The organism is Streptomyces sp. NBC_01217 (assembly GCF_035994185.1).
In the GTDB taxonomy this organism is placed as follows: Bacteria; Actinomycetota; Actinomycetes; order Streptomycetales; family Streptomycetaceae; genus Streptomyces.
In genome coordinates this window covers 4007501-4029601 of the sequence record NZ_CP108538.1, presented here as the reverse complement: position 1 = coordinate 4029601, position 22101 = coordinate 4007501, and the positions used below count along the sequence as shown (strand labels likewise).

Annotated in this window: 21 protein-coding genes (1 of these 21 running past the window's edge); 12 read left to right on the top strand and 9 right to left on the bottom strand. The window is 72.0% G+C overall.

Annotation, left to right across the window (positions count from 1 at the left end; genetic code table 11):
• Window positions 1–5: 5 nt before the first annotated feature.
• From OG507_RS17695 to OG507_RS17680, 4 genes are all read right to left on the bottom strand, one after another.
• Window positions 6–761 carry a hypothetical protein gene (locus OG507_RS17695; RefSeq protein WP_442810993.1) on the bottom strand — a complete coding sequence of 252 codons (756 nt, stop codon included), beginning with the start codon at window positions 759–761 and terminating at the stop codon, window positions 6–8.
• Window positions 749–1387, bottom strand: a complete 639-nt coding sequence (locus OG507_RS17690; protein WP_327368158.1) for a SigE family RNA polymerase sigma factor — start codon at window positions 1385–1387, stop codon at window positions 749–751. Before OG507_RS17690 ends, OG507_RS17695 begins: the two co-directional genes overlap by 13 nt.
• A 189-nt stretch (window positions 1388–1576) precedes the next feature.
• Window positions 1577–2479, bottom strand: coding sequence for an A/G-specific adenine glycosylase (locus OG507_RS17685; protein ID WP_327368157.1), 903 nt, complete (start codon window positions 2477–2479; stop codon window positions 1577–1579).
• A gap of 145 nt (window positions 2480–2624) precedes the next feature.
• Entirely contained in the window at window positions 2625–3272 is a 648-nt protein-coding gene (locus OG507_RS17680) for a phosphatase PAP2 family protein (protein WP_327368156.1), read from the bottom strand.
• A 173-nt stretch (window positions 3273–3445) separates the two neighbouring features.
• Between OG507_RS17680 and OG507_RS17675 the strand changes: the two genes are divergently transcribed.
• Window positions 3446–4264: a hypothetical protein gene (locus OG507_RS17675; RefSeq protein WP_327368155.1), complete on the top strand. Its 819-nt coding sequence runs from the start codon at window positions 3446–3448 to the stop codon at window positions 4262–4264.
• 87 nt (window positions 4265–4351) lie between these two features.
• Here the strand turns inward: OG507_RS17675 and disA are convergent, their stop codons facing one another.
• Both disA and radA read right to left on the bottom strand, forming a co-directional pair.
• Window positions 4352–5476, bottom strand: a complete 1125-nt coding sequence (disA, locus tag OG507_RS17670; protein ID WP_327368154.1) for a DNA integrity scanning diadenylate cyclase DisA — start codon at window positions 5474–5476, stop codon at window positions 4352–4354.
• Window positions 5477–5556: 80 nt separating this feature from the next.
• Window positions 5557–6969 (bottom strand): DNA repair protein RadA, encoded by a 1413-nt coding sequence (radA, locus tag OG507_RS17665; protein ID WP_327368153.1) that lies wholly within the window; start codon window positions 6967–6969, stop codon window positions 5557–5559.
• Between the two features lie 172 nt (window positions 6970–7141).
• Between radA and OG507_RS17660 the strand changes: the two genes are divergently transcribed.
• Window positions 7142–9082: a BACON domain-containing protein gene (locus tag OG507_RS17660; protein WP_442810992.1), complete on the top strand. Its 1941-nt coding sequence runs from the start codon at window positions 7142–7144 to the stop codon at window positions 9080–9082.
• A gap of 81 nt (window positions 9083–9163) precedes the next feature.
• Here the strand turns inward: OG507_RS17660 and OG507_RS17655 are convergent, their stop codons facing one another.
• Entirely contained in the window at window positions 9164–10015 is an 852-nt protein-coding gene (locus tag OG507_RS17655; protein ID WP_327368151.1) for a hypothetical protein, read from the bottom strand.
• Between the two features lie 40 nt (window positions 10016–10055).
• Between OG507_RS17655 and OG507_RS17650 the strand changes: the two genes are divergently transcribed.
• From OG507_RS17650 to ilvD, 4 genes are all read left to right on the top strand, one after another.
• Window positions 10056–10988, top strand: a complete 933-nt coding sequence (locus tag OG507_RS17650) for a Ppx/GppA phosphatase family protein (protein WP_327368150.1) — start codon at window positions 10056–10058, stop codon at window positions 10986–10988.
• 168 nt (window positions 10989–11156) lie between these two features.
• A complete protein-coding gene (locus OG507_RS17645; protein WP_327372011.1) occupies window positions 11157–11972 on the top strand; it encodes a sugar phosphate isomerase/epimerase family protein in 816 nt (271 codons plus the stop codon).
• The gene (locus OG507_RS17640) at window positions 11969–12625 is read left to right on the top strand and encodes a TetR/AcrR family transcriptional regulator (RefSeq protein ID WP_327368149.1); all 657 of its coding nucleotides are present in this window, start codon (window positions 11969–11971) and stop codon (window positions 12623–12625) included. Before OG507_RS17645 ends, OG507_RS17640 begins: the two co-directional genes overlap by 4 nt.
• A gap of 160 nt (window positions 12626–12785) precedes the next feature.
• Window positions 12786–14636 (top strand): dihydroxy-acid dehydratase, encoded by a 1851-nt coding sequence (gene ilvD, locus OG507_RS17635; protein ID WP_327368148.1) that lies wholly within the window; start codon window positions 12786–12788, stop codon window positions 14634–14636.
• A 39-nt stretch (window positions 14637–14675) separates the two neighbouring features.
• Here ilvD and OG507_RS17630 read toward each other — a convergent pair whose 3' ends face one another.
• Window positions 14676–16886 carry a serine/threonine-protein kinase gene (locus OG507_RS17630; RefSeq protein WP_327368147.1) on the bottom strand — a complete coding sequence of 737 codons (2211 nt, stop codon included), beginning with the start codon at window positions 16884–16886 and terminating at the stop codon, window positions 14676–14678.
• 127 nt (window positions 16887–17013) lie between these two features.
• Between OG507_RS17630 and OG507_RS17625 the strand changes: the two genes are divergently transcribed.
• The 6 genes from OG507_RS17625 to proC all read left to right on the top strand — a co-directional run bounded on the left by OG507_RS17625 (window position 17014) and on the right by proC (window position 21971).
• On the top strand, window positions 17014–17331 hold the full coding sequence (locus tag OG507_RS17625) for an SH3 domain-containing protein (RefSeq protein ID WP_327368146.1): 318 nt from the start codon (window positions 17014–17016) through the stop codon (window positions 17329–17331).
• A gap of 52 nt (window positions 17332–17383) precedes the next feature.
• Window positions 17384–17938, top strand: coding sequence for a hypothetical protein (locus OG507_RS17620; RefSeq protein ID WP_327368145.1), 555 nt, complete (start codon window positions 17384–17386; stop codon window positions 17936–17938).
• Between the two features lie 136 nt (window positions 17939–18074).
• The gene (locus OG507_RS17615; RefSeq protein WP_327368144.1) at window positions 18075–18893 is read left to right on the top strand and encodes a class I SAM-dependent methyltransferase; all 819 of its coding nucleotides are present in this window, start codon (window positions 18075–18077) and stop codon (window positions 18891–18893) included.
• A 550-nt stretch (window positions 18894–19443) separates the two neighbouring features.
• The gene (locus OG507_RS17610) at window positions 19444–20211 is read left to right on the top strand and encodes an ABC transporter ATP-binding protein (RefSeq protein WP_327368143.1); all 768 of its coding nucleotides are present in this window, start codon (window positions 19444–19446) and stop codon (window positions 20209–20211) included.
• On the top strand, window positions 20208–21053 hold the full coding sequence (locus tag OG507_RS17605) for an ABC transporter permease (RefSeq protein ID WP_327368142.1): 846 nt from the start codon (window positions 20208–20210) through the stop codon (window positions 21051–21053). The genes OG507_RS17610 and OG507_RS17605 overlap by 4 nt, the downstream gene beginning before the upstream one ends.
• A 108-nt stretch (window positions 21054–21161) precedes the next feature.
• On the top strand, window positions 21162–21971 hold the full coding sequence (gene proC, locus OG507_RS17600) for a pyrroline-5-carboxylate reductase (protein WP_327368141.1): 810 nt from the start codon (window positions 21162–21164) through the stop codon (window positions 21969–21971).
• 23 nt (window positions 21972–21994) lie between these two features.
• Here the strand turns inward: proC and OG507_RS17595 are convergent, their stop codons facing one another.
• On the bottom strand, window positions 21995–22101 hold the end of the coding sequence (locus tag OG507_RS17595; protein ID WP_327368140.1) for a cysteine hydrolase family protein. The gene runs 478 nt beyond the window's last position; the window shows 107 of its 585 coding nt (coding positions 479–585); its start codon lies off the right edge, out of view; its stop codon occupies window positions 21995–21997.

Sequence of the window (22101 nt, the reverse complement as noted above, 5' to 3'; positions counted from 1 at the left end):
TGCTCTCAGTTCCCCGCCGGCTCGGCGGATTCCGGAAGACCCGCTTCGCCGTTGCCGACGGCTCGGTTGAAGTCGTTGTGCACCCGGTCGTGCTCGCTGAACCGGTTGTCCGCCCAGCGGTAGGTGATCACTTCCTCGCCCGAGGGGTACGCGACCGAGTCCTTCTTCTCGTACACCTGGGCCGTCACCACCAGATCACCGCGGTCGATGGTGCCGTACACCGCGGGCTGCTCGATGGAGAAGACGTTCTCGTACCTGCCGTTGCCCCTCGGGCGGTACACATAGGTGCCGACGCCCACCGAGTCGCCGCAGGTCATCACGTTCACCACGACATCGGCCGAGGATCCGCCGGTCAGGGTGCCGTACGAGGTGTCCACCGGGTACTCGGAGCCGCTGCACGGCTTCAGATCCGTCCTGACCCCCTCGCTGACCTTGGGGTCCCGCTTGAGCAGCGTCACCGGATCGACCCGGGGCGTGGGACTGGCCGTGGCCTGCGGAGCGGTGCTCGGCGTGACCTGGGCGACGGGCTGGGTGCCCGCCGGGCCCTCGTCCCGGGTGCCGGTCCCGCCGGTGGAGCAGCCGACCGCGAGCAGCCCGAAGGCGGCGAGCCCGACCACGGTCGTGGTGCTCGCCGCCCAGCAGGCCAGATTCCGGCCCCGCCCGCCGGTGGCCTTGCGGCCACCGCTGTTTCTTCCGCCGCCGGGGTCCCCGTCACCGCCGTCGACGTTGGCGCTGTCATCGCCGGCTGTCAGGCCGCGCACCGCTCCCGCCCCCACTCGTCCATCCGCCTGGCCGCCCGGGCCCCTACCTGAGCCGCTGCCCGCGGCGCACTCACCGCAGCGCGGCCGGAAGCCGCCGGACCCCGCTCCTCGCGGAGCCGGGCCTCCCTGCTCGCCGCCTCACGGCTCTCCAGCTCCTGGCGCAGCCGGGCCAGCGCGCGGTGCAGCGTGCTCTTCACCGTACCGGCCGACATGCCGAGCGCCGCAGCCGTCTCTTCCGTACTCATCTGTTCCCAGTGTCGCAGCACGACGACGCTGCGCTGCTTGGGAGCCAGGACGCCCAGCACGTCCATCAGCAGGGCGCGGTCGGCGCGCTGCTCCGAGCCGTCCTCGACACTCGCGTCGGGCAGCTGCTCGGTGGGAACCTCGTCCAGCTTGCGGGCCCGCCACCACTCGGTACGGGTGTTGATCATGACGCGGCGCAGATAGGCGTCGGCGAGGGACTTGTCGGCGATGCCGTCCCAGCGGCCGTACGTACGGACCAGGGCGGTCTGCAGCAGGTCCTGTGCATCCACCGGGTCGGGGACCAGCCGGCGCGCACTGCGCAGCAGTGCCTCCTGCCGAGTGCGTACGTACTCCTCGAATTCGAGCACCTCGCCCTGCGCCATTCCAACCGCCTCCGTCCCCGTAGATCCCCGTAGAACCGCCGCCAGCCATCGTTCGGTCGGGCTGACGTCGATGACGCTACGGAGCTGTTGTCACGGGGCTGTGCGGAGCAGCCATACACCGACGCACGGCTGTCCATCGGTTGTGTAACAGCGGGAGAGAGCGGTACGGGGAGAGGGCGGTACGGATCCTCAGCTCAGCGGCAGCCGGTACTGCCCGCCGGCGAGCGGCTCGACCAGGCCGTCCGCGACCAGACCGTCCAGCGCACGGGCGCGTTGCACCGGTTCGTCCCACACCGCGTCCAGCGCCGACTGCGGCACCGGTGCCACGGCCTCGCGCAGCACCGCGAGCAGCCGACCGCGCACCTGCCGGTCCGTGCCCGCATAGGTCTGGCCGCGCCGCGGGGGACCCTGGTGGGCGGGCTTCCCGGCCAGCCGCCAGGCGCACTGCCCGGAGATCGGGCACCGTGTGCAGTCCTCGTTCTTGGCGGTGCAGACGAGTGCGCCGAGCTCCATCGTCGCGGCGGCCCAGCGGGCGGCCCGTTCGTCCTCCTCCGGGAGCAGGGCGCGGGCGAGCTTGCGCTCGGCGGCGGTGGTCGCGTTCGGCGGGTACTGGATGCCGGTCGCGGCCCGGGCGAACACCCGGCGGACGTTCGTGTCGAGCACCGCATGGCGCTGCCCGTACGCGAACGAGGCCACGGCCGCCGCGGTGTACTCACCGATCCCGGGCAGGGCGAGCAGCTGACCGTGCTCGCTCGGTACGTCGCCGCCGTGCCGTTCCGTTATTGCCTGCGCCGCCCCGTGGAGGCGGAGCGCCCGGCGCGGGTAGCCGAGCCGGCCCCAGGCGCGGACCGCCTCACCGGGCGGCTCGGCGGCCAGGTCGGCCGGGCGCGGCCAGCGGGCCAGCCACTGTTCGTACACCGGGAGGACCCGGCTGACGGGGGTCTGCTGCAGCATGAACTCGCTCACCATCACGCCCCAGGCGCCCGCTTCGGGGCGGCGCCAGGGCAGATCGCGGGCGTGCTGTTCGAACCACCCGATGACGGGAGTGTGGAGGGAGGCGGGGGGCGTCTGTGTCGCAGTCATGGCAGTCATCGCATCGCCGATCCTGACACGGAAGGGCTGAGGACGGCTTCGCGCACGGTGGTGTCGCCGGTCCTGGGGGCCCTTGGGGTGATAATGCCACCCGTCTGTCCCCGCGATATCCGGCAACCGGCCCAAGGGGACTCCCTCCGGGCCGTCAGTGCCGTCCGTGCCGCCGCCGGGACCGGCCGCCCGGCGCCGCACCCGGGCCCGACGCCCAGACGGCCAGGGGCGCACCGCTGCTCCGTACCGTCCGGACGAGCGAGCGCGCCGGGCGGCGCAGCACGGCGACCGCCGCGGCCGCGACCGCCGCACCCAGCAGCAGGCCGACCGCCACGTCATGCGGATAGTGCACCCCGACGAAGACCCGTGAGAAGGCCATCAGCAGGGCCAGCGGCGCGGTGAGCCAGGCCAGCCCCGGCCGGGCGATCGCCAGGGCGACGGCCGCCCCGCCGGCGATCGCGGAGTGGTTGCTGGGAAACGACCAGTCGCCCGTCGGCGGGCACGGCACCAGCGAGGCCGCGGCCCCGACGACCGACCGGCAGGGGCGCTCCTCGTCCACCATCGACTTGAGCACCTCGCTGCCCACATAGGCGAAGGCGGTCGCGATGGGCGCGAGCACCGCCAGTGCCAGGGCGCTCTCGTCCGCCCGCCTGTCACGCCACCACCCCGTGATGAACAGGATGCCGAAGACCAGGAGCCCGAGCTCCGTCCATATCTCGGCCAGGTGTTGTACCCATGACGGCATGTCATGGGCGAAGCCGGTGATGTCCCGGTAGAGCGGGGCAGTGAATGAACTATCCATGTGACAGAGGGTAGTCAACGAAACCGGGTGGTCACCTTGGGCGATGCCGGTGGCCCAACTCGCCGGAATCACGCGGCAGGAACGGTCCGTCCCGAGATGATGATCCGCAAAACTTCGGGGTCGGGCGGCGGGTGGGGCGGGAGTTGGGCCCGATCTCTCGTACAGTTTGCGCCGTGGGATCTTTGCGTAATCCGATCGGGCCGCTTCCCTCCAGCATCTACTGGCGACGGAGGGCCGTAGCGGCGACTCTGGTTGCGCTGCTCGCGCTGCTGATCGCGTGGGCCGTCACGTCCGGCGGCGGCAAGGGCGGCACGGACGACTCCCGGTCCGGCGGATCGGCTCCCACGCGCGAGATCACTCCCGGCCCCTCCCAGCCGGGCCCGGCCATCAGCCAACAGCCGGGCGGACGCGACGAGTCGGACGGCTCCGGCGGTGGAGGCGGGGACAGCAGCGGTACGGGCGGCGGCTCCGACGGCGGCGCGGGCGACAGCGGCGGCGCTACGGGCGGCGGCAGCGGTACGGACACCGGAGCCGGCGGTACGGGCGGCGGTGCGACGACCGGCCAGCAGGTCCCGGCGGGCTCCTCGCTCCCCGACTGCACCGCCGGCGCACTGCAGTTGAGCCTGAGCACCGAACTCAGCTACGGCCCCGACGAGAAGCCGAAGTTCCGGTTGACCGCCAGGAACACCTCGTCCACCACCTGCAAGGCCGACTTCGGGCCGAAGAGCGCGGTGCTCACCATCACCGAGGCCGGTGGCGACGACAGCCAGGTGTGGTCCTCCAAGGACTGCCCGCGCACCGCGGGCAGCCTCCTGCTGATGGTCCCGGCGGGCTCGACCGTCGTCCACACCGTGGAGTGGGACCGCAAGAAGAGCGCCCCGCAGTGCGCGACACCGCCCGCGGGGAGCGCGGGGCCCGGTACGTACCTGGTCGAGGCGAAGGCGCCGGGCGAGCCGGTGCAGCGCGCCTCGTTCGTCCTCGCGAAGGACTGAGGACCCGGGGCGGTGGCCGCGGGGCCGTGAGAAGGGGCCCAGTCTCCCGGGCCCCGACACCACCTGCGCGTACCGCTGCACGTACGGCTAGACGTACCGCTCAAGGATCGACGACTCGGCCAGTCGCGACAGCCCCTCGCGCACGCTCCGCGCCCGCGCCTCGCCGACCCCGTCCACCGTCTGGAGGTCGTCCACGCTGGCGGCGAGGAGCTTCTGCAGACCGCCGAAGTGCTCCACCAGCCGGTCGATGATCGCCCCGGGCAGCCGCGGCACCTTCGCCAGCAGCCGGAAGCCGCGCGGCGAGACCGCGGAGTCGAGCGTCTCGGGCGAACCGCTGTACCCCAGCGCCCTTGCCACGACCGGGAGTTCGAGCAGCTCGGTGTGGGACAGCGCATCGAGCTCGGTCAGCGCCTCGGCGACCGTACGGGAACGCTTCGCGGTCGGCTCCGGCACATAGTCGCGCACGACCAGCTCGCGCTCCGGCTCGACGCCCGCGATCAACTCGTCGAGCTGGAGCGAGAGAAGCCGCCCGTCGGTGCCCAGCTCCACCACGTACTCCGCGATCTCGGTCGCGATCCGGCGGACCATCTCCAGGCGCTGTGCGACGGCCGTCACATCCCGGACCGTCACCAGGTCCTCGATCTCCAGCGCCGAGAGCGTGCCCGCGACCTCGTCGAGCCGGAGCTTGTACCGCTCCAGGGTGGCGAGTGCCTGATTGGCGCGGGAGAGGATCGCGGCGGACTCCTCCAGGACCCGGCGCTCCCCGTCCACGTACAGCGCGATGAGGCGCATCGACTGCGAGACCGAGACGACCGGGAAGTTGCACTGCTTGGAGACCCGGTCCGCCGTGCGGTGGCGGGTGCCGGTCTCCTCGGTGGGGATGGAGGCGTCCGGGACCAGCTGCACGCCGGCCCGCAGGATCTTGGTCATGTCCTTGTCGAGGATCAGTGCCCCGTCGAGCTTGGCCAGTTCACGCAGGCGCGTCGCGGTGAACTCCACGTCCAGCACGAATCCGCCGGTGCACATCGACTCCACGGTCTTGTCCATGCCGAGCACGATCAGCCCGCCGGTGTTGCCGCGGAGAATGCGCTCCAGGCCGTCCCGCAGCGCCATTCCGGGCGCGACGGCGCTCAAGGAGGCGCGCATCAGCGCCTCGTTACCGGTGCCTTGGCCGGACTTTCCGGGCGATGCTGCCCGGTCGCTGGCTGCCACTGCACTCCTCCGGTCACAGGTTTGCGGTGCCCTTACGTCACTCATACCGTTCGTACGGACGGGCGAGACCAGGGCAAAGTCTACCGGCGCGCGTTCTCCTCCTGTGGGGCCTGTGCATGAGACCGGCGCGGGAGCACTCTCAGAGCATCGCCCATGTTGGCGACTTCTGTGACCTTCATACCGGCCGGGACCTTACCCGGGTCGGTCGGAACCAGTGCGTGCGTGAAGCCGAGACGGTATGCCTCGGCCAGCCTGCGCTGGACTCCCGTAACCCTTCTGACCTCGCCCGCGAGGCCCACCTCGCCGATTGCCACCAGGTTCTTGGGGAGGGGTGTGTCACTCGCCGCGCTGGCCAGTGCCAGCGCGATCGCGAGGTCCGCGGCGGGCTCGGAGAGCTTCACACCGCCGACCGTCGCGCTGTAGATGTCCCGCTTGCCGAGCGAGCTGATCCGGCCGCGCTGCTCCAGAACGGCCAGCATCATCGACACCCGGGACGTCTCCAGACCCGAGGTGGTGCGCCGGGGCGAAGGGATCTGGGAGTCGACCGTCAGCGCCTGCACCTCGGCGACGAGCGGACGCTTGCCCTCCAGGGTGACGGTCAGGCAGGTGCCGGGCACTGGTTCGTCGCGCCGGGTGAGGAACAGTCCGGACGGGTCGGCGAGGCCGGTGATGCCCTCGTCGTGCAGCTCGAAGCAGCCGACCTCGTCGGTCGCGCCGTATCGGTTCTTGACGCCGCGCACGAGACGCAGGCGGGCATGGCGGTCGCCCTCGAAGGACAGCACCACGTCGACGAGATGCTCCAGCAGCCGCGGCCCGGCGATCGCCCCGTCCTTGGTGACATGGCCGACCAGGAGCGTCGACATGCCTCGCTCCTTGGAGGCCCGGATGAGGGCGCCGGCGACCTCCCGGACCTGGGCCATGCCGCCGGGCGCCCCGTCGATCTCGGGCGAGGCGACGGTCTGCACGGAGTCGAGGATGAGGAGCGACGGCTTGACGGCGTCCAGATGGCCGAGGACCGCGGACAGATCGGTCTCGGCGGCGAGATACAGATGGTCGTTGATCGCCCGGATCCGGTCGGCGCGCAGCCGCACCTGGCTCGCGGACTCCTCGGCGGTGACATAGAGCGTGCGGTGGTCGTCGCTGGCCGCCTTGGCGGCCACGTCGAGCAGCAGCGTCGACTTGCCGACGCCCGGCTCGCCCGCGAGCAGCACGACGGCACCCGGGACGAGACCGCCGCCGAGCACCCGGTCCAGTTCGCTGACGCCGGTCGACCTGGCGGTGGCCGTGCGGCTGTCGACCTGGCCGATGGGGAGCGCAGCGGTGCTGACCCGGCCGGCCGCGGTGGTCCGCACGGCGGGGGCGCCGCCGAACTCCTCGACCGTCCCCCACGCCTGGCATTCGGGGCAGCGGCCGAGCCACTTGGCGGTCGTCCAGCCGCATTCGGTGCAGCGGTAGGACGGCCGGTCCTTCGCGGATTTCGTACGGGCAGCCATGGCGCAACCGTATAGGTGGGGTACGACAACGCCGCCGGGCGCGGTCCGCGAGCGGTGCCCGATCAGCTGAACCAGGGACTCCAGTCCCCTTTTGAGCGATACGTTCACCCGTAAGGATTAAATGTGTCGAAGGGGCTCTAAAGGCATGCTCTCCGCTGCCTACGGTCGCCAGGTGACGAGCAGAAGGCTGGAGCCACCTACGCACACCACCGGCGCACACCGGGCGCGGCACCGTGCGCCCCACTCCTCTGCGCAGCCTTCGCCGCAGCGGCCCCCCGCACGTTACGAGCCGCATCTCGACGGCCTGTTCACCTACTGCCTCTCCGTGCTCTGCGACCACGATGCCGCCACTGAGGCGCTCGGCGGTGTGCTCGCGATCGCGGAACGGCAGGACGGCCGGTGCCCGGCGGGCGAGGAGGAACGTAAATCCTGGCTGTACGCGCTGGCCAGATGGACGTGTCTGCGCAGGCTCACCGAGCAGAAACAGGGCCGTCAGGCGCACCGCCACCACAAGGCAGGGACGCCGCCGGGAAGGCAACCGGTCAAGCAGGAGACGAAACGGGAGCCGAAGCGGTCGGGGGGAGGGCCTCCGGGCAAGCAGCCGAGCGGGACGGCCACCCAGGGCCCGCGCGTCGGCCGTCGTACACCCCCTGTCGTCGTGACCAAGGCCGTCGCCGCCCTCTCCGCGCCGGGCGGCGCCCCGGCGGGCAACGCGCCCGCCCAGGAATCCGACGCCGCCGCCGAGGCGCACCGCCGTGAACTCGCCCAACTGGCCTGGCCGGAGGCCGCGGGCACCACCCCCGAGCAGCGCGAAGCGCTCGAACTCGCCGTACGCCACCGCCTCGCCCCGCGCGCCGTCGCCTCCGTCCTGGGCCTCGAACCGGCGACCGCCCGCGAGCTCCTGGCCACCGCGGCCTGTGAGGTGGAGCGCACCCGCGCCGCCCTCGCCGTCGTCGAGACCGGCAACTGCCCCACCGTCGCCCGGCTCACCGGCGACCACCGCGTCCTGCTCTCCCCGGCCCTGCGCCGCGAACTGGTCCGCCACGTCGACGACTGTCCCCGCTGCCGCCGGGCCGCCGAGCGGGCGGGCGCCGAGGGCCCCTGGCCGGGCGCGGCCGTCACCCCGGCCGCCGTACTGCCGGTCGTCGAGGCGCCACGGCCCTCCGCGTACGTGGCGATGGTGCACGCCCAGCGCAATCGGTCCGGCGGCCCGCGCTTCGACCGGGCGGGCTTCCCCATGGACCCGAAGGACCACGCCGCGCGCCGCGACCGGCTGCGGGCCAGGGTCGTGACGACGACGGTGGTGGCGACCGTCGTCGCCGCCCCGGTGATCGCGCTGTGGACCGCCTACCGCGGCGCGCCGCAGACCGGCGAGGGCCACGACGGCTCGTCGGTCACCGCGACCGAGACGGACGTCCGCCACGACCTCGGCGGCCCCCCGGACGGCCACTACGAGAACGCGGGCAACGCCCGTCCCCAGCCCGGCGCCCGCTTCGAGGACGGCCGCAGCCCGGACGTCTCGGCCGAGGTGATCGGCTCGGGCCCGGTGCGCGGCGGCGTCGGCGGGCTCACCGTCGCGGTCCGCACGTCCGGCGGTACGACACTGATCCGGCTGACCGCGTCGGGCGGCGCACCCGTCGCCTGGTCGGCCCGCGCGGATGCGTCCTGGCTGCGCCTGAGCAGTTCCTCGGGCACGCTCGCCGCGGGCGAGAGCATCACGGTCCGCGTCCTGGTGGACCACCGGCGCGAGCCCGCCGGTGCCTGGAGCGCACGCATCGCCCTCGCCCCTTCGGGCTCGGTCGTGGCGATCCGGGGGTACGGGGCGACGGCGCCCACGCCCGGCGGCCCGGGGCACTCGGGGCCGCCCGAACCCTCCACGCCGTCGGGCCCGTCCGTACCGTCGGGCCCGTCCGTACCGTCGGATCCGCCGCCGTCCTCGCCGGACCCCACCCAGCCGACCGACCCGACACCGGACCCGACCGATCCCACGCCGTCACCGACCGACCCGTCCCCGACGGACCCGACGCCGTCCCCCGACCCTTCCGACCCGTCCGGTCCGTCGACTCCCGCCGACCCGGGGACGGGCACGGGCTCCGCCACGCCGACGGGCTGAAGACGGGCTGAACAAGTGCTGAAACAGCCCGCCGCGTGACCTGCGCCTCCGGTGTGACGTAGACCGCAGGCGCCCCGGCCGTTACGCCGGATCGACCGGATCCGCCGGGTGCGGCGCCATCGGCAGCAGCGAGGACAGCCGCTCCTCGCACAGCTCGACCAGCCGGTCGTACCCCTTCTTGCCCATCAGCTCGGTCAGCTCCGGGCGGTACGACACGTACACCGGCTCCCCGGCCCCGTGCGCCGAGGTCGCCGATGTGCACCACCAGTGCAGATCGTGACCGCCCGGGCCCCAGCCCCGGCGGTCGTACTCGCCGATCGACACCTGCAGCACGCGCGTGTCGTCGGGCCGGTCGATCCAGTCGTACGTACGCCGGATCGGCAGCTGCCAGCAGACGTCCGGCTTGGTCTCCAGGGGCTCCTTGCCCTCCCGCAGCGCCAGGATGTGCAGCGAGCAGCCCGCGCCCGCCGCGAACCCGGGACGGTTCTGGAAGATGCACGAACCCTTCCAGCGCCGCGTCTGGCGTTCGCCGTCGTCGTCGACCTCGACCCAGCCCGTCTCCGTACCGACGTCGTGGAACTGCCACAGATCGGGGGTCAGCCGTTCGACATGGCTCGCCACCCGCTTCTCGTCGTCCTCGTCCGAGAAGTGCGCGCCCAGCGTGCAGCACCCGTCGTCCGCACGGCCCGCCTGGATGCCCTGGCAGCCACTGCCGAAGATGCAGGTCCACCTGGACGTCAGCCAGGTCAGGTCGCAGCGGAAGATCTGCTCGTCGTCCGCCGGGTCCGGGAATTCGACCCAGGCGCGTGCGAAGTCGATCCCCGTCTCGTCTTCGGACCGGTTCGGTCCGTTCGCTTCCTGTTGTTGCATCTCCTGCTTCGTTTTCTGCTTCTTCGTGATTTTGCCCGGCTTCGCCTTTTTCGTCTTTGGCACGCGCCAAGAGTAAGTCCGCCGTCCCGGTAGCGTTCCGGGTATGAGACTCGGAGTCCTCGACGTGGGTTCGAACACAGTGCATCTGCTGGTGGTGGACGCGCACCCCGGCGCCCGCCCGCTGCCCGCGCACTCGCACAAGGCGGAGCTGCGCCTGGCCGAACTTCTCGACGGGGACGGGGCGATCGGCCCCGACGGTGTGGACCGGCTCGTGGCGACGATCACAGACGCGCTGCAGGCCGCCGAGGACAAGGGATGCGAGGACGTCCTGCCCTTCGCCACGTCGGCGGTACGGGAGGCGAGCAACGCGGACCAGGTGATGGCCCGGGTGCGGGAAGAGACGGGCATCGACCTCGCCGTGCTCAGCGGTGCGGAGGAGGCCCGGCTCACCTTCCTCGCCGCGCGCCGCTGGTTCGGCTGGTCGGCGGGACGGCTGCTGGTCCTGGACATCGGGGGCGGCTCGCTGGAGATCGCGTACGGCATGGACGAGGAGCCGGACGCCGCGGTGTCGCTGCCGCTCGGGGCCGGCCGGCTCACCGCCGGATGGCTGCCGGGCGATCCGCCGGACCCGGCGGAGGTGAAGGTGCTGCGCCGCCACGTACGGGCCAGGATCGCCCGCAGCGTCGGCGAATTCACCCGCTTCGGGCGCCCGGACCATGTCGTCGGCACCTCCAAGACCTTCAAGCAGCTCGCCAGGATCGCGGGCGCCGCACGCTCCACCGACGGCCTGTACGTTCAGCGCGCCCTCACCCGCAAGGCGCTGGAGGAGTGGGTGCCGAAGCTGGCCGCGATGACCGCCGAGCAGCGGGGCACCCTGCCCGGGGTCTCCGAGGGCCGGGCCTCCCAGCTGCTGGCCGGGGCGCTGGTGGCGGAGGGGGCGATGGATCTGTTCGGGGTCGAGGAGCTGGAGATCTGCCCCTGGGCGCTGCGCGAGGGCGTCATCCTGCGCCGCCTGGACCACCTGCCGGCGGAGTAGACGGAGCCGGCGGAAAGGCGGAGCAGCCCGCACCGGGCTGAGCACGCGCGGGGCGTTTCGGCTTGCACCCTCGGGCCGGACCCCGCCCTTCATGGCCCTCCTCGCTTTCCGCCGGGGCCTCTCGGCGTGGCGACGCACTGCCCGTACGCTGTCCCAGTGGCAGAACCAGTGGTGCGCATCCCGGATGCGAAGGTCGCCCTGTCGACGGCTTCCGTCTACCCGGAGTCGACGGCGACGGCCTTCGAGATCGCCGCGCGTCTTGGTTACGACGGTGTCGAGGTCATGGTGTGGACCGACCCCGTCAGCCAGGACATCGAGGCGCTGCGACGGCTCTCGGACTACCACCAGGTGCCGATCCTGGCCGTCCACGCACCCTGCCTGCTGATCACGCAGCGCGTCTGGTCGACCGATCCGTGGGTGAAGCTCCAGCGGGCCCGTGCCGCCGCGGAGAAGCTCGGTGCGACGACCGTCGTCGTCCACCCGCCGTTTCGTTGGCAGCGCAACTACGCGCGCGACTTCGTCACCGGGATCTGGCGCATGGCGGACGAGACCGATGTGAAGTTCGCCGTCGAGAACATGTATCCCTGGCGCTACCGGGACCGCGAGATGCTCGCGTACGCCCCCGACTGGGACGTCACCAGCGACGACTACCGCCACTTCACCGTGGACCTCTCGCACACCGCGACGGCCCGTACGGACAGCATGGCGATGGTCGGCAGGATGGGCGACCGGCTCGCCCACATCCATCTCGCCGACGGCAAGGGCTCCAACAAGGACGAGCACCTGGTGCCCGGCCGCGGCGACCAGCCCTGCGCCGAACTCCTGGAGCAGCTGGCCCGTACCGGCTTCGACGGCCATGTCGTCATCGAGGTCAACACCCGCCGCGCCATGTCCACCGCCGAACGCGAGGCCGACCTGGCGGAGGCGCTGGCCTTCACCCGCCTCCACCTGGCGTCGTCCTCGGCCGAGGCGCCGCGCCCATGACCGGTGGCCCCACCGATCCCACGGGCCCCGCCCCCAAGCGCCGCGGTCGTCCCTCCCGCAAGACCGAGACCACCGGCCCCGACGCCCGCACCCGCATCCTGGAGGCGGCCCGCACCGAATTCGCGGAGCGCGGCTACGACAAGACGTCGATCCGGGGCATCGCCAAGGCGGCAGGCGTCGACTCCGCCCTCGTCCACCACTACTTCGGTACGAAGGACGAGGTCTTCGCGGCCGCCATCGAGCTCTCCTTCGAACCGGCCCTGGTGATCCCGTCCATCCTCGGCAGCGACACGGACGGCCTGGGGGAGCGCCTGGCCCGCTACTTCATCGCCGTATGGGAGAACCCGGCGACCAGGGCCCCCCTGCTGGCGATCATGCGCTCCGCGCTGACGCACGAGGCAGCGGCGAAGGTCCTGCGCGGCTTCGTCCTGCGCCGCCTCCTGGAACGCGTCGCCGAGGCACTGGACGTACCGGACGCGACGTTCCGCGCGGAACTGGCCGCCTCGCAGATGCTGGGCATCGTGATGCTGCGCTACGTCATCCAGGCGGAGCCGCTGGCTTCGGCGCCCCCCGAGAAGATCATCGAAATGGTCGCACCGACACTGCAGCGCTACCTGACGGAACCCGACATCCCCAACCCCTCCGGCGTTTGAGGAACGGGGTCGCTCCCGGCCCCCGCCGAATCCCACCGCACCCGGCACCTCCCGCCCACCCACCGATCACCCGATCCCGCATACCGGACACAGTGTCCAGATCTTGGAGCCGGAGGCGTACGCTCGGAGACAGTCTTTGATGTCGAAGGAGCGAGAGACGATGCCCCAGCTGAGGTCCCGCACTGTCACCCACGGCCGCAACATGGCGGGCGCCCGCGCCCTTATGCGGGCCTCGGGCGTAGCGAGCGAGGACATCGGCAAGCCGATCATCGCGGTCGCCAACTCCTTCACCGAGTTCGTCCCGGGCCACACCCACCTCGCGCCCGTCGGCCGGATCGTCTCCGACGCCATCAAGGCCGCAGGCGCCGTCCCGCGCGAGTTCAACACCATCGCCGTCGACGACGGCATCGCGATGGGCCACGCCGGGATGCTGTTCAGCCTCCCCTCCCGCGACCTGATCGCCGACTCCGTCGAGTACATGGTCGAGGCGCACTGCGCGGACGCGCTGATCTGCATCTCCAACTGCGACAAGATCACCCCCGGCATGCTGATGGCCGCGATGCGCCTCAACATCCCGACGGTCTTCGTCTCCGGCGGTCCGATGGAGGCCGGCCAGGCCACCCTCGTCGACGGCACGGTGCGCAAACTCGACCTGATCAACGCGATCAGCGACGCCGTCAACGAGAACGTCTCGGACGAGGACATCCTGCGTATCGAGGAGAACGCCTGCCCCACGTGCGGCAGCTGTTCCGGCATGTTCACCGCCAACTCGATGAACTGTCTGACCGAGGTCCTCGGTCTCTCCCTCCCCGGCAACGGCTCCGTTCTCGCCACGCACACCGCCCGCAAGGCGCTGTACGAGGAGGCAGGCCGTACGGTCGTCGAGATCACCAAGCGCTACTACGAGCAGGACGACGCGACGGTCCTGCCCCGCTCCATCGGCACCCGCGCCGCGTTCGACAACGCCATGGCGCTCGACATCGCCATGGGCGGCTCGACCAACACGATCCTGCACCTGCTCGCCGCCGCCCAGGAGGCCGAGCTGGCGTACGACCTCGACGACATCAACGAGGTCTCGCGCCGCGTCCCCTGCCTGTCGAAGGTCGCGCCCAACGTGGCCCCCGGCGGCACGTACTACATGGAGGACGTGCACCGGGCCGGCGGCATCCCCGCCATCCTCGGCGAGCTGCACCGCGGCGGCTTGCTCAACGAGGACGTGCACTCGGTGCACACCGACTCCCTCGCCGAGTGGCTGAAGAACTGGGACATCCGCGGCGGCTCCCCGTCCCCCGAGGCCGTCGAGCTGTGGCACGCGGCCCCCGGATGCGTCCGTTCCGCGACCGCCTTCTCGCAGTCCGAGCGCTGGGAGACCCTCGACCTGGACGCGGCGGGCGGCTGCATCCGCGACATGGCGCACGCGTACTCCAAGGACGGCGGCCTCGCGGTCCTCAAGGGGAACCTCGCCGAGGACGGCTGCGTCGTGAAGACGGCGGGCGTCGACGAGTCGATCTGGACCTTCGAGGGCCCGGCGGTCGTCTGCGAGTCGCAGGACGAGGCCGTCGACAAGATCCTCCGCAAGGAGATCAAGGAGGGCGACGTCGTCGTCATCCGTTACGAGGGCCCGCGCGGCGGCCCCGGCATGCAGGAGATGCTCTACCCCACGTCCTTCCTCAAGGGCCGCGGTCTCGGCAAGAGCTGCGCCCTGGTGACCGACGGCCGCTTCTCCGGCGGTACGTCGGGCCTGTCCATCGGCCACGCGTCGCCGGAGGCCGCGGCGGGCGGCGCGATCGCGCTGGTCGAGGACGGCGACCGGATCAGGATCGACATCCCGAACCGTTCGATCGAGCTGCTCGTCCCCGAGGCCGAGCTGACCACCCGCCGCGAGGCGCTGAACGGCGTGTACGCGCCGAAGAACCGCGACCGCAAGGTCAGCGCGGCGCTGCGCGCGTACGCGGCGATGGCGACGAGCGCGGACCGGGGCGCGGTGCGGGACGTCTCCAAGCTCGGCTGAACCGACTCGGGACGCAAGAACCCAGGAAGGACCCCGCTCTCACCAGTGAGCGGGGTCCTTTCCGTCGACGGCGAACACGGACCCGTCCGGCGCGGTCCCGAAGACGGTCCGGCCCGCGGCGACAGGGGCGGGCAGCGCCGAGGCGTACGCGAGCCTCCCGTCCCGGAGCCGGGGGCCCGTCTGCCCCAGCAGCGTTCCGCGCTCCGTGTCCACGGCGAGCAGCCGCCCGTCCGCCGCCGAGAAGTACAGCCGGTTCCCGGCGGCGAGAACGGGCGCCGACGTCCGCCCGGCAGCGGTCTCCAGCTGCCAGAGCGCCGCCCCGCCGTCGGCCGGGCGCGTGCCGACGGCGACCAGTGTCCCGCCGTGCGCCAGCAGATAGGCGGTGTCCCCGCCGATCACGACCTCCGGTTCGTTCATCCGGAACGGCAGCGCCACCCGTGCCACGCGCCTGCTCTCCGGGTCGTAACGCACGAGCCCGACCGTCTGGGCGTCCTCGGTCATGGACGTCAGGACGAGCGCACCGTCCGAGGTCCCCACCGGGGTGAGCATTCCGTCCAGCCGCCGCTGCCAGGCCGCGTGCCCGGTCGCCGGGTCGAGGGCCGTGACCAGCGTGGTGGATCCGTAGGCCGAGTGCTCGAACGCGTAGGCCAGCCCCGATCCGTCGTCGTACAGCGCGTAGTCCGGCCGCTGGTGCCCGCCGAGGGGGTGCCGCCAGAGGGACGCGCCGGTCGCGGAGTCGAGCGCCTCGGTCGCGCCGTCCTCGCCGACCAGCAGCAGCGTGTCGCCTGCGGCGAAGGGGGTGCCGACGTACGGGGAGAGGTCCGCGTCCCAGACCTGTTCGCCGTCGGCGGGGTCGTACGCCCGGAGCTTCCCGCCCGCCGTCGCCGTATGCACCAGACCACCGGAGACCGACACCACGCCGGCCGGCGCGGTGTCCCCGGAGGGGCCGCGACGGGACCACAGCAGCCGGCCGTCCGCGGGGTCCAGCCGGGCGACGCCGATACCGACGGCCGCGCAGTACAGCGCCGACGCGGACCGTTCGGAGGCATCCTCGCCGGAACCGCCCGCCGAGAAACAGACCGGAGTGGAGCTGCCCGAGGCCGGAAGAGGAGTTCGCCACGGCGCGAACGCCACCGCCGAGCCCTTCGCCCCGCCCGACTTGCCCGAGCCGGCGGAACCGGTGGAGTCGCCCGTCACACCGGCCGCCCACACCCCGCCCCCACCGACGGCGAGCAGCGCCGCGGCGGCCACCAGCCAGCGCCGCTTGCCGCCACCGCTCGCGGTCGCCCCGCCGCTGCCGCCCCGCGCCGCCGCGCCCGCGCCCACATGCGTGTCCGCGACCGCCGCGGCCGTTGCCTCGGCCGCGATCCCGGCTTCGACGGCCACCGGTCGCCGCTGCGACGGTATGAACGCGGCTGCGTCGTACGAAGGAGGGCGCAGCGCCACCATGATGTCGTCCGGAGTGGGCCGTTCTGCAGGGTCCTTCGCCAGGCACTGCCCGACCAGCGGCGCCAGGTCCGTCGGCACCCCCGCGAGATCGGCCTCGTCGTGCACCACCTGGTACGCCACGATGTACGGGCTGTCCGAGTCGAAGGGCCCCCGGCCGGTCGCCGCATGGACGAGCACGGCCCCCAGGGCGAACACATCCGCCGCGGGCCCGACCTCACGCGGCCGCTGGAACTGCTCGGGCGCCATGTACGGCGGCGAGCCGATCAGCTTGCCCGTCTCGGTGCGCAGATCGCTGTCGTACGGCCGGGAGATCCCGAAGTCGATGACCTTGGGCCCGGAGTCGGAGAGCAGCACATTGCTCGGCTTGAGATCGCGGTGGATCACTCCGGCCCGATGGATGTCGCGCAGTGCCTCGGCGAGTCCCGCCGTCAGCCTGCGCAGTTCGGCGGGGGCCATCGGCCCGTTCCGCTTCACCTGGTCGGAGAGCGTGGGGCCGGGTACGTACAGGGTGGCCATCCACGGCCGTGCGGCGTCCGGATCGGCATCGACGACCGGCGCCGTGAAGGCCCCGCTGACCCGCCTGGCCGCCCCGACCTCCTGCCGGAAACGCGCTCTGAACTCGGGGTCCGCGGAGTATTGCCGATGCACCACCTTGACGGCGAGCTGCAGCCCCGAGGCGGAGCGCGCCAGGTGCACGACACCCATGCCGCCCTCGCCGAGACATGCCTCAAGGCGGTAGTGACCGGCGTACTCAGGATGCTCCGCTTCCGGATCGGCTCCGGTACCTCGCAGCGGCGGCATCGCCCACCCCCGTGTGTTCGTGCGCAAGCGCGACGCACGGAGCCTAGTCGATGGTGCGTGCGATTCGGACGTGGCTTGTAACCTGCGCGTCGTACACATCGTCTCGACGGGGGAGGGCCCACGGGCCATGGAAGAGCACACCGACAGCACCACCGAAGCCGCTGACGGCACCTTCGAAGCCGCCGCCACCGACGACGTCACCAGGTACCCCATCGCGCCCGGCTACCGCGTCAACGTCCGCAGGGGGCCGGGCACCCAGTACGGCATCGTCAGGACGCTGCCGTACGGAATGAAGGTTCCGGTCTACTGCCAGAAGCCCGGGGAGTGGGTCACCGGCCCGTACGGCACCTCGAACCTCTGGGACAACATCGCCAACGGCCAGTTCGTGTCGGACGCCTACGTCCACACGGGCAGCGACGGCTACATCGCCCCGCGCTGCGACTGACCGGTACGGCGCCGGTCCCCGGGGCCGCGGGCGCCCGGGGATAATCGACCTCGTGAGCGAGAACAGCGAAGCCCCCGGCGCCGACCCCACGCCCGGCAGCAGTACGCCCGGCTCCACCACGCCCGGCCCGCAGCCCGAGCCCCTGCTCTTCTTCGGTACGACCTGGGTCGACCACGACGGGGGCTACGGGCTGCGACGCGTCGGGGCGGCGGTCGGCTCCCTCGTCGCCGCGGTCGCCGCCTGCTTCGTACTCCGCTTCGCCTTCCAGGGACTGCAGATCGCCGACGTCGGCGATCTCGTCGGCATCCTGGTCGTCCTGATGTTCGCCGTCTGCAGCGCCATCGCCTTCCGCAAGACCTGGGAGGGGTTCAGCCGCCGCCCGGCCGATCCGGCGCGCGAGGCCAATCTGCGCGGGCTCAAGACGATCGGCTTCGTGGGCTCGTTGATCGCGTATTTCCTCCGTACGTTCAAGGAGGCGCCGGGCGAGCAACTGCGCCGCACGGAGTACGAGACGGCCCAGGCCCGCTACGCAAAGCGCCGCTCGGCCCGCACCGGAAACCCGGCCGCCCGTAAATCGACCAGGAGCAAGCGCCCCAAGCGCAAGTAGCCGCACGCGTCCGCGGGCCAACTCCTGCGGCCTGCGCCAACAACGACCGGCCAAGCCCCCCGTACCGGCCAAGCCCCCCGTACCGGCCAAGCCCCCTGCACCGGCACAAGCCCCCCGCACCGGCCATCATGGCCCCATGCCTTCTTCCGCCCCTGGCCCCGGCTCTCGCCCTCCTGTCGCCTCCCCCCGCGCGCTCTCCTTCGATCGCGCAGCAGCTCAGTACGCCGCAGCCCGCCCCGGCTACCCGCCCGTTCTCTTCGACGCCGTCGAGGAGCTGGCCGGCCGGCCCCTGCGTGGCGCCCGCACGGTCGACGTCGGTGCGGGCACGGGTATCTCCACCCGGCTCCTCCACGACCGGGGCGCCCGGGTGACGGCGGTGGAACCGGGCCCCGGCATGGCGGAAGAGCTGCACCGCGCACTCCCGTACGTGGCGATCGTGCGCGGCGACGGCAACCGCCTCCCCCTCGCCACCGCGTCGGCCGACCTGATCACGTACGCCCAGTCCTGGCACTGGACCGACCCGAGCCGCGCCACCCCCGAGGCCCTGCGGGTCCTGCGCCCCGGCGGCGCACTCGCCCTCTGGTGGAACGTCTCCGATCACGCCGTCCCCTGGATCGCCGAGCAGGACGCCCGCCTCCGCCGTTTCCTCGGCGCGGGCGACAGCGCCCACGGCTCGTCCGTACACTCCCGCGACCTGCCGTCCGAGCTCGACTTCGTACACCGCACCGTGCCCTGGACCCGACGGGTGTCCCTCGACACCCACCTCGCCAACCTCGGCAGCCACTCCGCCTTCCTGGTCCGGGCTGAAGAACCCACCTACCGATTCCTCACCGAGGAGCGCGACCGGCTCGCGGAGCTGTTCTCGGACGGCACGGTCGAGGAGAGCTACGTGGTCGACCTGAGCGTGGCGATCCGCCCGGGCTCACCCCCGTCCCCGTCCGCACCGGACTCCTGACCCGCAGGCCGAAGCGCCTCGCGCTCGTCGCCACGATCGTCCCGGCCGTCACCGTCACCGCCAGCACCATCGCCTCCCCGCGATGCTCCCGCCACAGCGGCACCGACGCCCGTAGGGGAACGAGCCTGAAGCCCGCATGCACCAGCAGGCCGCCCGCCGCCACTTCGGCCACAGCGTGAGTACAAGCAGCGCCCCGGAGGCGGCGGCCGCACCCACACACAGCGGCAGGGCGACCAGGAAGACGACGCGCGAAGAGGCGAAGTCGGCACGCGACAACGGAAAGGGTCGAAAGCTCGGGCAGTCAGGAAAACCACGCACGGGAAGCACCTCCGTCGACTGACTGGCGGACACGTCATGGACAGGGAGATGCATGAGTACCGAGGGACGGTGAAATTCATTGTCCTTTACGGGAGTTGAATACCCGGCCCGGATCCGGGAACCGGCCGGAGGCCGCGGAAGCGCAATGAGGTGGAATGCCCCGCTCCGTTCACGCCCCCGCCCGCTCACGCCCTCTTGACGGACCGACACCGCCGGGATCAAAATTCATCACATGATGAATTCTTCGGGCGTCGCCATCGAGGCCCGCGGCCTCACCGTCGTACGAGGCAACCGCACCGTCCTCCGCGACCTCGACTTCACCGTCGAACCCGGCAGGATCACCGGCCTCCTCGGCCCCTCCGGCTGCGGCAAATCCACCCTGATGCGTGCTGTCGTGGGCACCCAGGCCAAGGTCACCGGCACCCTCGACGTGCTCGGCAGCCCCGCGGGCCACCCCGCCCTCCGCCCGCGCATCGGGTACGTCACCCAGGCCCCGTCCGTCTACACCGACCTGACCGTCCGGCAGAACCTCGACTACTTCGCGGCGGTCCTCCAGCCGGGCCGCCGGCACCGGGACGCCCGCCGCGCCGCCGTCACCCGCGCGATCGCCGAGGTCGACCTGACCAGCCACGCCGACGCCCTCGCCGGCACCCTCTCCGGCGGCCAGCTCACCCGGGTCTCCCTCGCCGTGGCATTGCTCGGCACCCCCGAACTTCTGGTCCTCGACGAACCGACCGTCGGCCTGGACCCGGTGCTGCGCCGCGACCTGTGGAACCTCTTCCACGCCCTCGCCGCCGACCGCGGCACCACACTCCTCGTCTCCTCCCACGTCATGGACGAGGCCGAGCGCTGCCACCGGCTGCTCCTCATGCGCGAGGGCCGGATCCTCGCCGACGACACCCCCGAGGCACTGCGCACCGCCGCCCGCACCGCCACCGTCGAAGAGGCGTTCCTCCACCTGGTCGACGAAGCCGCCACCCGTCAGGAGACCGCCCGATGAGCACCAGGACCCCGCAGCCGACCCCTCAGCCCGCCCCGAACCCCACCCCGCAGCCCTCACCCCGGGTCCGCACCCAGCACCACCCCCACCCCGCCGCGCCACCCCTCAGCCCCGCCCGCACGCTCGCCACCGCCGCACGCGTCCTGCGCCAACTGACCCACGACCCCCGCACCGTCGCGCTGCTCCTCCTGATCCCGGTCGTGATGATCACGCTGCTCCGGTACGTGTTCGACGGCAGCCCCCGCACCTTCGACGCCATCGGCGCCTCGCTCCTCGGCATCTTTCCGCTGATCACGATGTTCCTGGTGACCTCGATCGCCACCCTGCGCGAACGCACCTCGGGCACCCTCGAACGCCTCCTCGCCATGCCGCTCGGCAAGGGCGACCTGATCGGCGGCTACGCCCTCGCCTTCGGCGCCGTCGCGATCGTCCAGTCCCTCCTGGCCACCGCGCTCTCGGTCTGGGCACTCGGACTGGACGTCACCGGCTCCCCGTGGCTGCTGCTCCTGGTCGCCCTGCTCGACGCCCTGCTCGGCACGGCACTGGGCCTCTTCGTCTCCGCCTTCGCCGCGTCCGAGTTCCAGGCCGTCCAGTTCATGCCGGCCGTGATCTTCCCGCAGCTCCTGCTCTGCGGCCTGTTCATCGCGCGCGACCGGATGGCACCCGCCCTCGAAGCGGTCTCGAACGTCCTGCCCATGTCGTACGCGGTCGACGGCATGAACGAGGTCCTCCACCACACCGACGTCACCGGCGACTTCATCCGGGACGTCCTGATCGTCGCGGGCTGCGCACTCCTCGTCCTCACCCTCGGCGCCGCCACGCTCCGCCGCCGCACCGCCTGAGGCCACGGTGCGAGGATGGCGACGACGACGTACCACCAGAACCGCGAACCACCAGAACCGCGAACCACCAGAACCGCGAACCACCGCACCGTCCGGAGGGTGAACCGCATGACCCAGACAGTCGCAGTCCTCGGCACCGGCAAGATCGGCGAAGCCCTGCTCAGCGGCATGATCCGGGCAGGCTGGCGCCCGGCGAACCTGCTGGTCACCACCCGCCGCTCCGAGCGTGCCGAGGAACTCCACAGCCGATACGGCGTCGAAACCGTCACCAACGCCGAGGCCGCCAAGCGCGCCGACATCCTCATCCTCGCGGTGAAGCCCCAGGACATGGGCCGGCTGCTCGACGAGCTCGCCGAGCACGTCACCGCCGACCGTCTGGTCATCAGCGCCGCCGCAGGCATCACGACCGCCTTCATCGAGGACCGCCTCACCGCGAACACCCCGGTCGTACGCGTCATGCCGAACACCCCCGTCCTCGTCGACGAGGGGATGTCCGTCATCTCCGCGGGCAGCCACGCCACCACCGAGCACCTCGCCGCCGCCGAGGCGATCTTCGGCGGCGTCGGCAAGACCCTGCGCGTCCCCGAGTCCCAGCAGGACGCGGCCACCGCCCTCTCCGGCTCGGGCCCCGCGTACTTCTACTTCCTCGTCGAGGCGATGACCGACGCGGGCATCCTGCTCGGCCTGCCCCGCGCCCAGGCCCACGAGCTGATCGTCCAGGCCGCCATCGGAGCCGCCGTGATGCTCCGCGACAGCGGCGAACACCCGGTCAAGCTCCGCGAAGCCGTCACCAGCCCGGCCGGCACCACCATCAGCGCCATCCGCGAGCTGGAGAACCACGGCGTACGAGCCGCCCTGATCGCCGCCCTCGAAGCCGCTCGCGACCGCAGCCGCGAACTCGCCTCCGGCAACGGCTGACGGCCGCGCCCGTTTGTCCGGCCCTACCCCGCGGCCTCGATCAGCTCCGCACTGCGCACCACCTTCGCGAAGCCACCGCCGTGCAACGACACGGCGGTGGCCCGCGCCAGCTCATCCGCGCCCAGCGTCC

What these genes read in the sequence shown, in the direction of transcription:
- OG507_RS17690 (WP_327368158.1), bottom strand. Translation starts at nt 1,387, where the DNA reads ATGGCGCAGGGCGAGGTGCTCGAATTCGAGGAGTACGTACGCACTCGG.
- OG507_RS17685 (WP_327368157.1), bottom strand. Translation starts at nt 2,479, where the DNA reads ATGACTGCCATGACTGCGACACAGACGCCCCCCGCCTCCCTCCACACT.
- OG507_RS17680 (WP_327368156.1), bottom strand. Translation starts at nt 3,272, where the DNA reads ATGGATAGTTCATTCACTGCCCCGCTCTACCGGGACATCACCGGCTTC.
- radA (WP_327368153.1), bottom strand. Translation starts at nt 6,969, where the DNA reads ATGGCTGCCCGTACGAAATCCGCGAAGGACCGGCCGTCCTACCGCTGC.
- OG507_RS17650 (WP_327368150.1), top strand. Translation starts at nt 10,056, where the DNA reads ATGAGACTCGGAGTCCTCGACGTGGGTTCGAACACAGTGCATCTGCTG.
- OG507_RS17640 (WP_327368149.1), top strand. Translation starts at nt 11,969, where the DNA reads ATGACCGGTGGCCCCACCGATCCCACGGGCCCCGCCCCCAAGCGCCGC.
- ilvD (WP_327368148.1), top strand. Translation starts at nt 12,786, where the DNA reads ATGCCCCAGCTGAGGTCCCGCACTGTCACCCACGGCCGCAACATGGCG.
- OG507_RS17630 (WP_327368147.1), bottom strand. Translation starts at nt 16,886, where the DNA reads ATGCCGCCGCTGCGAGGTACCGGAGCCGATCCGGAAGCGGAGCATCCT.
- OG507_RS17625 (WP_327368146.1), top strand. Translation starts at nt 17,014, where the DNA reads ATGGAAGAGCACACCGACAGCACCACCGAAGCCGCTGACGGCACCTTC.
- OG507_RS17615 (WP_327368144.1), top strand. Translation starts at nt 18,075, where the DNA reads ATGCCTTCTTCCGCCCCTGGCCCCGGCTCTCGCCCTCCTGTCGCCTCC.
- OG507_RS17610 (WP_327368143.1), top strand. Translation starts at nt 19,444, where the DNA reads ATGATGAATTCTTCGGGCGTCGCCATCGAGGCCCGCGGCCTCACCGTC.
- OG507_RS17605 (WP_327368142.1), top strand. Translation starts at nt 20,208, where the DNA reads ATGAGCACCAGGACCCCGCAGCCGACCCCTCAGCCCGCCCCGAACCCC.
- proC (WP_327368141.1), top strand. Translation starts at nt 21,162, where the DNA reads ATGACCCAGACAGTCGCAGTCCTCGGCACCGGCAAGATCGGCGAAGCC.